Origin of the sequence: Mucilaginibacter lappiensis (assembly GCF_900155965.1) — a bacterium.
GTDB lineage: Bacteria > Bacteroidota > Bacteroidia > Sphingobacteriales > Sphingobacteriaceae > Mucilaginibacter > Mucilaginibacter lappiensis.
Window position 1 is genome coordinate 14001 of sequence record NZ_FTMG01000013.1, and the last position, 14600, is coordinate 28600.

Genomic DNA, 14600 nt, shown 5'->3' on the forward strand with positions numbered 1-14600 from the left:
GAATATATGCCTAACCATAAAAATGCTTTTGACCTGCTTCGTGTAATATTTGCCATCATGGTATTGATATCACATGGTTATATGATTTTCGGTACTGGCACCGAGCCTTTACAAGTATTTTCAAAAGGCCAGACCAATCTATCTGAAATTGGGGTGATGGGCTTTTTTTCGTTAAGTGGTTATTTAATAGCTGCCAGTTTTGACAGGTCGCCCCATATTTTAAGGTTCACCCGGAACAGATTTCTACGACTATTTCCCGGATATTGGGTTTGCCTCATCATTACTGCCTTTATAATAGCTCCCGCAATTTTTTATATCAACAACAAAACAGTTGTCGGTTTCAACTTTTGGAATACAGATAGTTCCTTTTCCTTTGTTTACAAAAACGTCTTTTTAAGTATGAGGCAATGGAGCGTGGGGAATATTCTGCAAAATTCACCATACAAAGAGTCACTTAACGGTAGCTTATGGAGCTTATTACCCGAGGCATTATGTTATACGCTTACCCTATTTTTAGGATTCTTCGGATTGTTAAATAAGAATAAACAAGCGCTTCTTTTGCTGTTTATTTTAGTTTATATCGTATATGTTGTTAATCTGTATCCCGGAACATCATTTGGCCCAACATTTTTAACCTTATCAAACGCCAGGAAATTGTATACCTGCTATGTATGCGGAACTTGTTTATACGTGTTTAGAAATGAGATTTTTATTGATGGAAAAGGGCAGTTATTTATTTTTTTAGCATCCATGGCCCTTATCAAATTTGGTGGATTCCTTATGATCGCTCCTATAGCAATCGCTATTTTAGGTATTAAAGGGTTCTCCAATTTCCAGGTTTCGTTAAAGTACGATATCTCATACGGCCTGTATATCTATGCCTTTCCCATGCAGCAGCTGCTGTCCAGGGTTTTCAATCCAACCATATCTATTATATGGTATTTGGCAGCTTGTATCGCCTTAACGGGTATTGTAGCATTGCTCAGTTTTGTATGGATTGAACAACCCTTTTTGAGGCTCAAACAGGAGTCGTCCGTCAAACCCGATCTCTTAAAAACTGGTGCTTAACGATACCCCATAGGTACGCGGGTTACCTAAGTGCGACGCACCAAAGTCATAAGCATAATCAATATATTTTTTGTTGGCGATGTTACTCTCCCAGAAAAACAGACTGAAGTTTTTAGTGTCAACCCCTAACCTCGCGTTAAACTTGCTGTAGGCTTTTTGTTCAATCTGGTTGGCGAGGTCAAAATATTGATCGCCCAGGTAGCGCCATTCGCCGCGGGCCACCAGTTTTACTTTTTGAGGCCCACCCAGGTCATAGCCGTATTGTACAGCCAGCATAGAGGTAATATCGGGCGTATAAATCTGGCGGTTACCTTTTAAATCAACAATCTGTCCGTTGTTACCTACTTCCAGACTGGTATAACGGGCATGGGTATATCCAAAGTTATAATCAAAGGCCAAACCTTTTACCGGGGTGGCACTCAACTCCAGTTCGGCGCCTTTACTGCTTAACTTGCCGGCATTTTTGGTAATGGTAATAGCATCGGGCAATACGAGTGTAGGTACCTGTGCGTTGGTTACGCGTGTATAAAATGCGGTAACATTTACGCGCAGTTTGTTATCTAAAAAATTATTTTTTGAACCTATCTCGTAATTATTACTGTACTCCGGTTTAAAAGTATACAGCGGTGGCTGAGAAGGGTCTGATCCCAGTTCGGTAATGCCACCGGCTCTGAAGCCCCGGCTATAGTTGGCATACAGGTTATTGTTGGCCGAAAGATGATAAGCCACACTCAGCTTTGGCGAAAAGGCATTAAAATTTGCTTTCGACGAGGTGTCTGAACGGGTAACCACAGCCACCTGCCCGTCGGGCTGAAATTCGCCCAGGATGTTTTCTTTCTTATGTTCATGGTCGTAACGCAAGCCGGCGGTAATATCAAATTCCGGACTGATAGTATAAGTGGCCTGGCCATAAACAGCCACACCTAAATTACGGTCGGTATTGGTGTTGATACTGGTAAAATCAGTCATAGGCGAACCTACGGCTGCCGCATCGGCACCAAAATGGGTGCCCTGGCGATTAGGCGCGTAATGATAAAAACCATAAGCACCGGCTGTCCACTTTAAAGCTGCGGTTGAGGAGGCGGGCGAAGTAAACCTGAATTCCTGTATCCCTGTTTTTACCTTATTCCAATCGCCGCCATAGTTGTTTATGATCGATATGCCGTCGATGGCAGAAAAATCACCATCGATTGGCGTAGTATAATAACGGTTATTGACCTGGTATGATGACTGTGACGTAAAGTTAAAATTGCGCCCTGCATAGCTAATGGCCAACGACGACTGGAAGATATTATCAATCATAGTGGTGGTAGCGTTCTGATCTACCTTAAAAGGATCTTTCAGGGCATCGGCCGGAGAGCCTGCCAGCGGGAAAGCGCCATTATTGCGGTTATTATAGTTTTTAATATTTAAGGTAAGCGCCAGTTTGGAGGTAGCCAGGAATTTGAGGTAGTAATTACCTAAAAAGAAATGCTGTTTATCAAAATGGGTATTATTAAAGGTATTGGTATAAAATCCGTCAAACCCCGAATAAACACCGGCAACACCTAAAAATAACTTGTCTTTAATAAGTGGTGCACGCAGGCCCAGGGTGTAGCGTTGCTGCCCATAGTTACCAAAATCAAGCCCGGCGAAACCGCTTAGGGTGTTGGAAGGTTGTTTGGTGATGATATTGATAACCCCACCAGTAGCATTTCTGCCGTAAAGCGTTCCCTGCGGGCCCCGTAAAACTTCTATCCTTTCTACATCCAGTAACTGGGGTATGTAGGTATCAAGGCCATATTGATTTACGCCATCTACATAGGTAGCCACAGCAGGGTCGTATGATGTGGTGACGATGCCCCTTATCCCGCTAACGGTACGGTTGTCGCCCGGACCAGCCGAATTAAGGTTGGGTGCAATAGCAGTCAAATCTTTAAGATCCCAAAGGCGGTAATCGCGGATCTGCTTTGCGGTTAAAGTTGAAATACTAATGGGTACACGCTGTGCGTCTTCCTCCTGTTTTTGGGCGGTTACCGTGACCTCATCCAACTGGTTAGCAGCGTCTTTTAATCGGATATCTATGGCTTGATTACCATTTCCAACTTTTATTTCCTGGTTTCTGGCTGCATAACCTACCGCGCTGATATGCAGGGTATAGGTACCGGCATCTACATTTCTGAATGCAAATTTTCCGTTTTTATCTGCAATAGTATGGTAATTGGTATTGAGCAGGTAAACCGAAGCGCCGGCAATGGCCTGCGCTTTATCATCAGTTACTGTGCCCGATAGATTGGTGCGGGTTTGGCTTTTTACAGTGACAGCAAGTAGAAGTAGTACCAGTAAAGTAAAAATTGTTTTCATGATAATGGGCAGCAATTGGTAAGTGTCAGATAAACACATTGATATATTTTTCAATTATAGTAAAATGTGCTGCATATTAGCTATGAAGAACAGAAATATTACTAAACTGTGTTGATAGTCGATATAAATATTATCCTCCACGAGTTTTTTATTCCAAAAGGTCACCTATAGATCAAACACTCCAAAACTCCTATTGATCTCAGCATCTCTTAATCTCAGATTAAAATACCATTAGAATTTTCTAATACAGAAAATACACTAACCTATAACTGTACTTTCATCGAATATTTCTTTCCATGAAACACGTTTATCTTAATCTGATTAAAAAAACAGCGGTGGCGCTTTTAGTGTGCCTGTTTGTTACCTTAACAGCGAACCGGAGTTACGCGCAGTTAATTTATCAGCCTTATAGTTACCAGTTTTATCAAAAGCTCAATAAAGATGCGTACTCTACCCAAACCCGTTTGCATACTTCATTAAAGCCCTATCTCATGGCCGATTCAAGTTCATTAAGACCGGCCTATGATTCACTGATGCAGACACATATGAGTAAAAAAGGAGGAAGCTGGGTTTACCGAGAGCTATTTCAACAGCACTTAATTGAAGACAAAACAAAAAAATACACCTTTTATGCCGATTATTTGCCCGACCTGCTCATAGGCAGGGAGTTTACAGACAAAAAGAATGTGAGTTTAAATACCCGCGGCTACCAAATAAGCGGCACCATTGGTGCAAACTTTTTCTTTTATACCAGCGGATATGAAAATCAGGGAAAGTTTGCTAATTACGAAACAGCCTACATCAATAAAGTGGGGATGATACCTGGCCAGGCTTATAACCGGAGCTTTTTAGGCCACACAGACTGGTCATATACCACGGCTTTGATGGGTTTTACGCCTAACAAAAATATTTCCATTGTACTTGGCGAAGACAAAACCTTTATTGGCGATGGTTACCGCTCGGTATTACTATCAGACTATGCCTCCAACTACCCCTTGCTCCGGCTCACTTTTAACCTGGGTAAAAACGTTCAGTACATGGCTATGTGGGCATATATGGAAGATCAGAATGCCAAACAGTTTAACTCCTTTACCAATAACAGAAGAAAATGGGGAGCTTTTCACTATATAGATTGGAATATTAACAACAAGGCATCAATAGGTTTTTTTAACGCATTGATTGCCGAAGAAGCTAATGATGTGGGCAAATCGCATGGGTTTGATATCAATTACGTAAACCCTATACTTTTTGCATCCTCATTAGGACCAGGAGGTAATGCACCAGACCATACCCTGCTAGGGTTTAACGGAAAATATAAGGTATTGGATAAAACCACCCTTTATGGCCAATTCCTGTTTGACCAGGGAACATCCACCGCCAACAGTAATAGTAAAACGGCCTGGCAGTTAGGCTTCAGGGGGTCAGATCTTTTTAAGATCAAACGGTTCAATTACCTGTTTGAATATAATACAGCAGCACCTTACACCTACTCCAGTCAGTACCCCATTGTAAACTATGCCGAATTAAGCGAACCACTTGCTCATCCTTACGGCGCCAACTTTAGGGAATGGCTGGGTATTTTAAACTATACCCTGGGTAAATTTGATTTTCAGGGACAAGTTAATTATGCTCGATATGGTCTTGACTTGGGCACAGCCAATTATGGTAAAGATATAACACTGGCCAATAACGTTAATTTACCAGCAACCAGCAGCTCAACCGGGCAGGGGCTGGCCACAACTTTAAAATATGCCGAAGGCACCGTGGCCTATTTAATTAACCCCAGGTATAACCTCCGCATTGAGATTGGTGGCTTACTTCGCCAGGAAAAAAATAGTCAAACCGATTTAAAAACCAGTATGATCACTCTTGGGTTAAGGAGTTCGTTCAGAAACTTATACCATGATTTTTAATCATCATTCAACAGGCATTATGACATATAAATACTCCCTAAAAATATATAAAAGACTCTGCTTGCTATTTCTTCTGAATCTGGCAGGATTAACAGCGGCGTTTGCTCAAACCTATCAGCCCTATTCGTACCAGTTTTATCAAAAACTGAATGCAGATCTGTATTCCACTAAATCGCGTGAGCATACCGCTTTAAAACCTTTTGCCGTAGACGACTCCCTTTTAAAACATCATTATGATTCATTAATGAACATCAATAACGATGGTAAAGAACACAGCTGGATATATCGGAAATTGTTTACGGAACATATGGTTGACATTAAAAAAAGCAGCTATACTTTGTATGGCGACTTGTTGCCTGATTTTAGTATCGGCAGAGATTTCTCCAATCACCAAACTACCAATCAAACCTCCCTGGGTTTTCAGGTAGGTGGCACCGTAGGCAGTAATTTATTTTTTAATGTAAGCGGCTATGATAGCAGGGCTGTGTTCCCCAACTATTTAAATACTTATATTAACCAGGTTGGGATAGTTCCCGGGCAGGCATATGATCGCACTTATCTCCAAAATGCGGCCAAATGGAATTATATAACGGCTACAGTATCCTATGATGTAAATACCTACCTCAACATTAGCGCCGGGCGCGATAAAACATTTATAGGCGATGGATACCGGTCGTTACTATTATCTGATTACGCGTCTCCCTACCCTTTTTTAAAATTTACCGGAACATTGGGCAACGTTCGGTATATGGCCATGTTTAGTTATATGAATGATCCTGCCACCACTTCACAATACGGTATCGACAGAAAGAAATTCGGCGTATTCCATTACCTGGACTGGAACGTAAACAACAGGTTGTCTATTGGCTTTTTTGACAATGTTATTGGCTTCCTGACAGATGATAACGGCATTAAGCGCCCTTTCGACTTTAATTATATCAATCCCATCATATTTTTAAAACCTATCAATAATTCCAGCGATGATCCGGATAAATCTTTGTTAGGCTTTACAAGTAAGTATAAGATAAGTGATGGCATTACCGCTTACGGGCAATTTGCATTGAACGAATTTCACGCCAAAGATTTTTTCTCCAGCAATGGCGCTGTTGATAATAAATACGGTTTCCAACTGGGTTTTAGGGGTACTAATCTATTCAGTGTAAATAGTTTAAACTTTCTGGTAGAAACAAACAATGTTAGGCCATACACCTACTCGGCCCGCTCGGCCATTGAAAATTATACGGAGAATGGAGAATCGCTGGCACATCCATGGGGAGCCAATTTCAGAGAACTGGTAGGCTTGCTGAATTACTCCTATAAAAGGTTCGACTTTAGCGGAGAAGTTGACCTGGGCAGATATGGCCTGGATATGAACGATTTGAACTATGGCAAAAACCCGTTCATGCTTTACATCAAACCGGCCAGACCATATGGCAATTATATTACACAGGGATTAACTACCAACATGATCTACCTGGAAGGTAAGGTTGCCTACCTGCTTAATCCCAAATACAATTTACGGATAGAACTTGATGGGGTATACAGAAATGAGAAGAACAGCGTATTTAATGACAAAACCTCGTTGATAACCCTTGGCCTAAGCAGCTCATTCCGGAATTTATATAAGGATATTGCCAGTTTCAAGTCGCATTAAGATAACGGCACTACTCATTCTTCATGTACTTATCCATACCCTCGGCAGGTTTCCAGTTGCTGCCGGGTTCAAAGTAGTGCCATAGCAGGGCCGATATCTTTTTGATGAGTACACTGGCTTCATTGTCGGGCACCCAGCGCTGGTCAGCATTATGATTGGTCATAATCGAAAACACGTAATCGCCATGAGGAGCGTTCACCAACACGGTTTCTGATTTCGCCGCATCAACGGCCCCTTGTTTAGATATGGTTTGCACATAAGTCGGTATCTGCGACAGCGCTTTCTCATCCCAGTAAATACGTGCCATGTTACGGCTCATACGTTCGCTGGCAGCCGGACTAACCGCCTTACCCTGCCTGATCATGGTGAACAGGCGGCACATTTCAAAAGGCGTGCTTACCCCCCAGCCATAAATACTGCGGATAGCCTCGCGCCCCGGTACGCGGGAGTTTACCCGCATTACCTTAAACCCATTTTGCTGCAGCCAGTTGTTGATATAATCGCCGCCTACCAGCTTTTGCAGCCAGGTGCTAGCGGTGTTATCGCTCATGGTGATCATGAGCAGGGCCACCTTGCTTAGTTGTACCGTGTCTTTATCTTTAAAGGAGCCCAGGATATCCTCGCCTTTGTACAGTAGCGAATCGCGGTAAACCAGTTTCTGGTTATATTGCATTTCGCCTTTTTCAATTTTATCCATCAAACCACATTGAATACTCACCTTGATCATACTGGCCGTAGGGAACAAGGTATCAGCATTAATGGCGGCAGTTTTGCCAGTTTTAAGGTTTTGTACGTAGATACCCACCTGGCCATGAAATCCCTTCACCGCATCATTAAGCTGCTGAGTAAGCTTACGATCGGTTTGGGCGAAGGTGGTTGAAGTGATAAATAAGAAAATAGCGAGTAATTTGAATTTCATGCGGGATGGTTGTAATAAAAACTAATTTAAATAAATTTTGTAAATTTGATCATGCAAATTCAGGTTGACATAGGTTTTGAGAATTTGATTAAGATCGTAAAGCAACTCCCTAAAGATCAATTATTAAGATTTAAAAAGGAGCTGGAAAAAGAATCTACAGAAGATGCTCAACAAAAGGATTTAAGATCATTTCTATTAAATGCTCCGGTTTTCACCGACGAACAGGTTGCAACTATTGAACAAACCCGCAAAGACATTGATAAATGGCGGGAAACGGATATTCTCATAAACCCAGTGTTTAAACCCAGTGGAAAGTTTGCAACGATGGTAGGAAGAGACGGGCAACATTATTTTAACCTTATAGCCTCTAATGGTCAGGTTATTCTTTCCAGTGAGGGATATACAACAACTGCTGCGATGCATAATGGTATCGAATCTGTAAAAAAGAATGCTCTCGATGATAAGCATTATGAAAGAGCAGATTCCAAAAATGGAAAATTTTATTTTAACCTTAAAGCTGCAAACGGCCAGGTGATAGGCAAAAGCCAGATGTACGAAAGCGAGGCCAGTCGTGATAATGGCATAGAATCTGTTAAAAAGAATGCATCTGATTCTATTATCACAGAAGAATAATTCCTAATGATTGACTAAAAATAAACCGGTAAGAATTATTAAAGTAAATTATAATAACAATGCTTGTGACCTAAGCATATATACCCTATGGCTGACAAAATAGTATTGGCTGATACATCCCTGCTCATTGATTTTTTCAGAAAATCCAACAAATTAAATTCAAAATTAATTTCACTAATAGATAATGGCTACACTTTTTGTATCTGCACTATTACAGAGTACGAAATTTATACGGGCGCTACAGAAGCACAAATAGCCTACTGGAAAGAGTTTCTTGACAACATTGAGATATTTAGTTTTGATAGCGCTGCTGTAACCAAGGCCATTGATATCAATAAGGCCCTAAAACTTAAAAATAAACAAATAGGTATTGCTGACCTGTTTATAGCAGCCATTGCTATAAGTAATAATTTGCCTATTGCCACCTTGAATAAAAAACATTTTGATCGGATTGACAATCTATTACTGATAGATATTAAATAACCATATTCATCAGTCGCCACCTATGATATACCTCCGCTGGCTTTTATTTCCCTTTTCGTTACTGTATAGCCTGGTGGTGGTTATCCGCAATTGGTGCTTCACTGCGGGCATATTGAAAAGCCGGGAGTTTGACTTGCCGGTAATTGCGGTAGGTAATCTGGATGTTGGTGGCGCGGGTAAAAGCCCGATGACCGAATATCTTATCCGCCTCTTAAAAGGAAATCACAAACTAGCTACCCTAAGCCGAGGTTATGGTCGTAAAACAACTGGTTTCCTGGTAGCAGACGCACATGCACAGGCTTCGGACATTGGCGATGAGCCGGCCCAGTTCAAAAATAAATTTCCCCATGTTACCATTGCCGTAGCCGAAAAACGGGTGGAAGGAATTGAGCAATTACAAACATCACACGACCTCATTATCCTGGATGATGCCTATCAACACCGGGCCGTTAAACCCGGGTTTAGTATTTTGCTGTTTGATTATAACCGCATCCGCGAGCCGCGTTTATTATTGCCCGCAGGCAACCTGCGCGAGCCTTTTGCCGGGCGTAAACGTGCCGACATTATTGTGATCAGTAAATGCCCAACAGTGTTAGAGCTCGGAGATCAATCCGAACTTCAAAAAAGAGTAAATCCTTTTCCAAACCAGGCTGTATTTTTTACCTCGATAAGCTATTTGCCCCTTCAGAATATGGGTGGGCAGACTACCAATACCATGATCGATGATAGCACAACCTTATTCCTGCTTACCGGGATAGCCAACGCACATCCCCTGCTGGAGCATTTAAAAAAACAAACACTGCATATCATTCATCATAAATATCCCGATCATCACCAGTTTAGCTTAAAAAATATCAGTAAACTTGCCGATGATTTTTTGGCCTGCAATGCACAAAAAAAACTGATCATCACAACAGAAAAGGACGCACAGCGTTTAGGGGAACAGGAACTGCAGCAGGTGGTGAAAAAACTTAATATTTTAGTATTGCCTATAGGCATTGAGTTTTTAAATAACCAACAAAAACAGTTTGATAAATTAGTAACAGATTATGTTAGAAAATATTCAAAGCACAGCCCAATACATTAAAAGCCGTATTGGCGATTTTGAACCCGAAATAGGCATTATTTTAGGTACCGGTCTTGGCGGCCTGGTAAAAGAAATAGAGGTTGAAAAACAATTGATGTATTCTAACATCCCCGATTTTCCGATCTCGACACTGGAATTTCATTCGGGCAAATTAATTTTTGGTACGCTAGCCGGTAAAAAGGTAGTAGCTATGCAGGGCCGCCTGCACTATTACGAAGGTTATAGCATGCAACAAATCACTTTTCCGGTAAGGGTGATGAAATACCTGGGCATTAAATCGTTGTTTGTTTCCAATGCCAGCGGCTCGCTTAATTCCGAGTTTAAAAAAGGCGAACTGATGGTCATTGCCGATCATATCAACTTACAACCCCAAAACCCGTTGGTCGGGCGTAATGATAATGAACTGGGTCCACGTTTTCCGGATATGAGTCAGCCTTATCAGCGTACATTGATTGATAAAGCATTAACAATAGCTAAGGCAAACAATATTATTTGCCATAAAGGAGTTTATGTAGCTGTTACCGGGCCAAATCTGGAAACCAAAGCAGAGTACAACTATTTAAGAATTATTGGTGGCGACGCCGTTGGCATGAGCACTGTACCCGAAGTTATAGTGGCCAACCATATGGGTTTGCCTGTATTCGCCATATCGGTATTAACCGACGAAGGTTTTAACGATGTGCTTGAACCTGTAGTTGTTGAAGATATTATAAAAATTGCCGAAGAGGCCGAACCCAAACTAACATTAATACTTAAAGAACTGATAGCCGGTAGTTAGAGATAAGAACCAAGAGTCAAGACATTAGAGTCAAGAAAAGAGCTTCAAAAGTGAATAAATCCAATAAAAGAAAATATTTCGGCAGGATATTACAGCATCATACTTTAAATGAAGCGGCTTTTGTCTTGATTCCTGACTCTAATATCTTGACTCTTAATAAGCGTAAGCCATTTAAATATATTTTATTGTTCCTGTTGTGCATATCGGTACATAGTGCGTTTGCGCAATATAATCAAACCGGCAGGCAACGCCCTTTACCTACCCGGGATACACTCAAACAAACCAGGCAGGTAAGCGATGATGAACTACTGGACAGCCTGCGTAAAAAGGAGGAGAACAAGCACGATTCTGTAATTTACAATTCAAAATTCATTCGTGTAACCAACGAGCAATTGCTTAATGACAGTACCCAAACCTTTGCAATTGACACAGGTATAAGTCGTTTTGAAAACTACAGCCCCTTGCTTGATCCGCGAAACCCGCGCATACACCTGGGCTATACCGGACTGTCGCAAAGAAGCCTGCTGTTTGAACCGGTTAAAACCATTGGGTTTGATATAGGAATGCACGCCCTTGATATTTACACCATCCAACCACAGGATATCAATTATTATAACACGCGGGTAGCCTACTCCAATCTTACTCTTTTTAATGGCTTTGGCAGTTCGGCCGAGCAGCTATTTAAAGTAATCCACACTCAAAATATTAAACCCAACTGGAACGTGGGCTTTAATTTAAACTTTAACGGCTCCAAAGGTTATTATAGCAGCAGCAGCGTACTGGGCCAAAATGTGAGCGGTCTTAATGCAGCTATATTTACCTGGTACGAATCAAAAAACAAGCGTTACAATTTACTGGCGAACGCTACCTTTAACAACCTAAAAGCCCCCGAAACCGGATCCATCCTAAATGATTCGGTGTTTACAAGCGCTAAGGGCTCCGTATTTTTTAAAACATCGGCCCCGGTGCGTTTGCCCAACAGCTATGAGAACTTTAACGATAAAGGCATATATATTAAGCAGTTTTACTATCTGGGCCGTATTGATAGTTTGAATAAAGGCAAAGAGAACTCCAAGGTTTTGCCCACTCAACGCGTATCACATACTTTGAATGTTAAAAATGGCCGGTACAACTATCTTCAGAGCGGAGTTGATACCTATAACGTATTCCCGGATTATTATTACAGTAATAACCGGTCGCGCGACTCGACGATATATACGCACATCCAGAATGAATTTTCGTACAGCTTTTATCTTCGCAGCAAATCGGTCAAATTTGTCAAAAATGAGTTGAAGCTTGACCTGGGATTGGTACATGATTTTTGGCACTATGCACAATTTGTAAGTGATACAGCCTTGAACCAGTACGGGGCCAAATATATACACCAGGACAAGGTACAAAACTCCACGTTTCAGGATATTACCCTCAAGGCCAAACTGGGTTATCGTTTCAGCGACCGCATAGGCCTGGATGCCGATTTTAGGCAGATAGTACAGGGGCGCGATTTTGGTAATTATTTGTACGATGCTAAACTCAACCTTGCCGGGGGAGGCCGCGTGGGTAAGGTTACTTTAGAGGCTTATACCCAAAATAGTTCGCCACCGCTGGTATATACCAACTGGATATCCAACCATTATATTTTTCATAATAATTTCAGCAATCAAAAAACCACCAGTTTATCCTTTAATTATGTGAATGCCCCTTTACAGTTTGATGTAAAGGTGGAGTATTTCCTGATATCTAATTATCTGTACTTTACCGCGCAAAATGGCGGCAACGATGCGCATCCTGTACAATTGGGTAGCGATATCAACTTATTGAAAGTAAGCGTTGGTAAAAGTTTAAAATGGCGTAACCTCCATTTTGATAACTATGTTGTTTATCAAAAGACCGATTATCAATCAACCCTGCGCACACCCGAGATATATACGTACAGTAACTTGTACCTGACCAAAACATTTTTTAATGTACTGCAATCGGCCTTTGGTATAAATGTGCGCTATAATTCGGAATATGTGGCGCCGTCATACGCAGTTGGTTTAGGTCAGTTTTATAACGGAGCAAATGTTACTTTTTCATCATATCCGGTGGCATCGGTATATTTTAAAGCCACGCTGCAACGCACCAATTTATTCCTGGGATATGATTATGCTAACCAGGGCTTGGCAAGCAAAGGATATTATACGGTGAACAGGTATCCGCAACAAGACCACCTCCTCAAATTCGGCGTAAGCTGGACGTTTTATAATTGAGTGTGAGATGCCAGTGCAAGTGCGCGAACTTTGCGATTTTCGACGTTTTATAATTAAGTGTAAGATACCAGTGTAAGTGCAGGAGCTTTTCCTTTAAAAAACACAGAGATCTTTATTTTTCAATTAAACAATGTGCGGTTGTTCACACCCATGTCTCGCTCTCACACTCACTACTCACTCCAATAATCACGTTTTCTGTTTTTTCTTTTTGGCTGCCGGGAATAATACGTTGTTTAGTATGAGTCGGTAGCCCGGCGAATTGGGATGCAGCTTCAGATCGGTTGGAGGATCTCCTACGGCGTGCTGGTAATCTTCGGGATCATGGCCACCGTAAAATGTCCATTGTCCTTTGCCATATTCCCCGTGTATATAACGGGCTTCGTTTGCGGTTTTCATTTCACCCATGATGGTTACACCCGGCTTTAGCTTATTTTTATTAAAGGCGGTGGTAAGCCCCATAAAACCTTTGATCACCTTATCATGATCCTGCGTAAGCATACTGGGCACTACATCCCATTTAGCCGAAAAATCAAACAACGTAAAAAAATCACGGGTGCGATCTACCTGGCGGGTACTGGTTACATCAATATTGCTGAACTGGTGCGATATGGGATTCATATCCAGCGTAAAGTTTTGAAAAGCGAATGTCTGGGTAAAATCCAATTTCGACTGCGCATCCGGATCGGCCGAGTCACCATCGAACATACTTTCACAAATATCTGTATTGGCAGCCGCCAGGGCAATATCAAAAGTATCGGTACCTGAACACATGGCAAACAAGAAGCCACCGCCCGCACAAAAATCACGGATATTTCTGGCAACCGCCAGTTTCATTTTAGATACCTTTTTAAAGCCCAGCTTGTGGGCCAACTCTTCCTGTCCTTTTACATCATCGGTATACCATTGGGCAAAACGGAAGGCCCCGTAAAATTTGCTGTATTGGCCGGTAAAATCCTCATGGTGCAGGTGCAACCAGTCGTATTTGGGCAAGTCGCCGCGAATTACTTCTTCATCATAAACCACATCGTAGGGTATTTCGGCATATTTGAGTACCAGGGTAACGGCATCATCCCAGGGCAGCTTATTCTTAGGCGAATACACGGCCATCTTGGGCGCTTTTTCCAGCTTAACTACATCCATATTAACTGATGGGTCGCTTACCTCGGTTAATATCTCGTTTACCTTGGCATCGGCCAGTACCTGATAGCTTACGCCGCGTACTTTACATTCCTCTTCTATCTTGGGATCATACTTCATCATAAAGCTGCCGCCGCGATAGTTCAGCAGCCAGTCCACCTCCTCGCCGTTCTTCAAAGTCCAGAAAGCGATACCATATGATTTGAGGTGATCTTTCTGCTCATCATCCATCGGAATAAGAATAGAAGCCGCCTTAGATATAACGGGAGTTAAAGCCAAAAGCAAAAGGCTTAAAGCCAATAACTTTATCCGGGAAACGTAAAATATTTTGCT

Annotated in this window: 11 protein-coding genes; 8 read left to right on the forward strand and 3 right to left on the reverse strand. The window is 41.7% G+C overall.

Going from position 1 to position 14600, the window contains the following annotated elements; all coding sequences use genetic code 11:
* Positions 1-6: 6 nt before the first annotated feature.
* Entirely contained in the window at positions 7-1068 is a 1062-nt protein-coding gene (locus BW976_RS20885; RefSeq protein ID WP_076376124.1) for an acyltransferase family protein, read from the forward strand.
* Here BW976_RS20885 and BW976_RS20890 read toward each other — a convergent pair.
* On the reverse strand, positions 1051-3411 hold the full coding sequence (locus BW976_RS20890) for a TonB-dependent receptor (RefSeq protein ID WP_076376384.1): 2361 nt from the start codon (positions 3409-3411) through the stop codon (positions 1051-1053). The two genes, BW976_RS20885 and BW976_RS20890, sit on opposite strands and share 18 nt — an antisense overlap.
* 296 nt (positions 3412-3707) lie before the next feature.
* Here BW976_RS20890 and BW976_RS20895 point away from each other — a divergent pair, with 296 nt between their 5' ends.
* Entirely contained in the window at positions 3708-5324 is a 1617-nt protein-coding gene (locus BW976_RS20895; RefSeq protein WP_076376126.1) for a gliding motility protein RemB, read from the forward strand.
* A gap of 19 nt (positions 5325-5343) precedes the next feature.
* A complete protein-coding gene (locus BW976_RS20900) occupies positions 5344-6978 on the forward strand; it encodes a gliding motility protein RemB (protein ID WP_076376386.1) in 1635 nt (544 codons plus the stop codon).
* Between the two features lie 10 nt (positions 6979-6988).
* Here the strand turns inward: BW976_RS20900 and BW976_RS20905 are convergent, their stop codons facing one another.
* A complete protein-coding gene (locus BW976_RS20905) occupies positions 6989-7897 on the reverse strand; it encodes a serine hydrolase (protein ID WP_076376128.1) in 909 nt (302 codons plus the stop codon).
* A gap of 51 nt (positions 7898-7948) precedes the next feature.
* Between BW976_RS20905 and BW976_RS30145 the strand changes: the two genes are divergently transcribed.
* The 5 genes from BW976_RS30145 to BW976_RS20930 all read left to right on the forward strand — a co-directional run bounded on the left by BW976_RS30145 (position 7949) and on the right by BW976_RS20930 (position 13130).
* Positions 7949-8530: a YegP family protein gene (locus BW976_RS30145; protein WP_245834757.1), complete on the forward strand. Its 582-nt coding sequence runs from the start codon at positions 7949-7951 to the stop codon at positions 8528-8530.
* A gap of 87 nt (positions 8531-8617) precedes the next feature.
* Positions 8618-9013 (forward strand): type II toxin-antitoxin system VapC family toxin, encoded by a 396-nt coding sequence (locus BW976_RS20915; RefSeq protein WP_076376130.1) that lies wholly within the window; start codon positions 8618-8620, stop codon positions 9011-9013.
* Positions 9014-9035: 22 nt separating this feature from the next.
* A complete protein-coding gene (lpxK, locus tag BW976_RS20920; RefSeq protein WP_076376132.1) occupies positions 9036-10100 on the forward strand; it encodes a tetraacyldisaccharide 4'-kinase in 1065 nt (354 codons plus the stop codon).
* A complete protein-coding gene (locus BW976_RS20925) occupies positions 10063-10878 on the forward strand; it encodes a purine-nucleoside phosphorylase (RefSeq protein ID WP_076376134.1) in 816 nt (271 codons plus the stop codon). The genes lpxK and BW976_RS20925 overlap by 38 nt, the downstream gene beginning before the upstream one ends.
* A gap of 146 nt (positions 10879-11024) precedes the next feature.
* Positions 11025-13130, forward strand: coding sequence for a putative porin (locus BW976_RS20930; protein ID WP_245834759.1), 2106 nt, complete (start codon positions 11025-11027; stop codon positions 13128-13130).
* Between the two features lie 186 nt (positions 13131-13316).
* Here BW976_RS20930 and BW976_RS20935 read toward each other — a convergent pair whose 3' ends face one another.
* Positions 13317-14498 carry an asparagine synthetase B gene (locus BW976_RS20935; RefSeq protein ID WP_183590107.1) on the reverse strand — a complete coding sequence of 394 codons (1182 nt, stop codon included), beginning with the start codon at positions 14496-14498 and terminating at the stop codon, positions 13317-13319.
* Positions 14499-14600: the final 102 nt, after the last annotated feature.

What these genes read in the sequence shown, in the direction of transcription:
- BW976_RS20885 (WP_076376124.1), top strand. Translation starts at nt 7, where the DNA reads ATGCCTAACCATAAAAATGCTTTTGACCTGCTTCGTGTAATATTTGCC.
- BW976_RS20890 (WP_076376384.1), bottom strand. Translation starts at nt 3,411, where the DNA reads ATGAAAACAATTTTTACTTTACTGGTACTACTTCTACTTGCTGTCACT.
- BW976_RS20895 (WP_076376126.1), top strand. Translation starts at nt 3,708, where the DNA reads ATGAAACACGTTTATCTTAATCTGATTAAAAAAACAGCGGTGGCGCTT.
- BW976_RS20900 (WP_076376386.1), top strand. Translation starts at nt 5,344, where the DNA reads ATGACATATAAATACTCCCTAAAAATATATAAAAGACTCTGCTTGCTA.
- BW976_RS20905 (WP_076376128.1), bottom strand. Translation starts at nt 7,897, where the DNA reads ATGAAATTCAAATTACTCGCTATTTTCTTATTTATCACTTCAACCACC.
- BW976_RS30145 (WP_245834757.1), top strand. Translation starts at nt 7,949, where the DNA reads ATGCAAATTCAGGTTGACATAGGTTTTGAGAATTTGATTAAGATCGTA.
- BW976_RS20915 (WP_076376130.1), top strand. Translation starts at nt 8,618, where the DNA reads ATGGCTGACAAAATAGTATTGGCTGATACATCCCTGCTCATTGATTTT.
- lpxK (WP_076376132.1), top strand. Translation starts at nt 9,036, where the DNA reads ATGATATACCTCCGCTGGCTTTTATTTCCCTTTTCGTTACTGTATAGC.
- BW976_RS20925 (WP_076376134.1), top strand. Translation starts at nt 10,063, where the DNA reads ATGTTAGAAAATATTCAAAGCACAGCCCAATACATTAAAAGCCGTATT.
- BW976_RS20935 (WP_183590107.1), bottom strand. Translation starts at nt 14,498, where the DNA reads ATGGATGATGAGCAGAAAGATCACCTCAAATCATATGGTATCGCTTTC.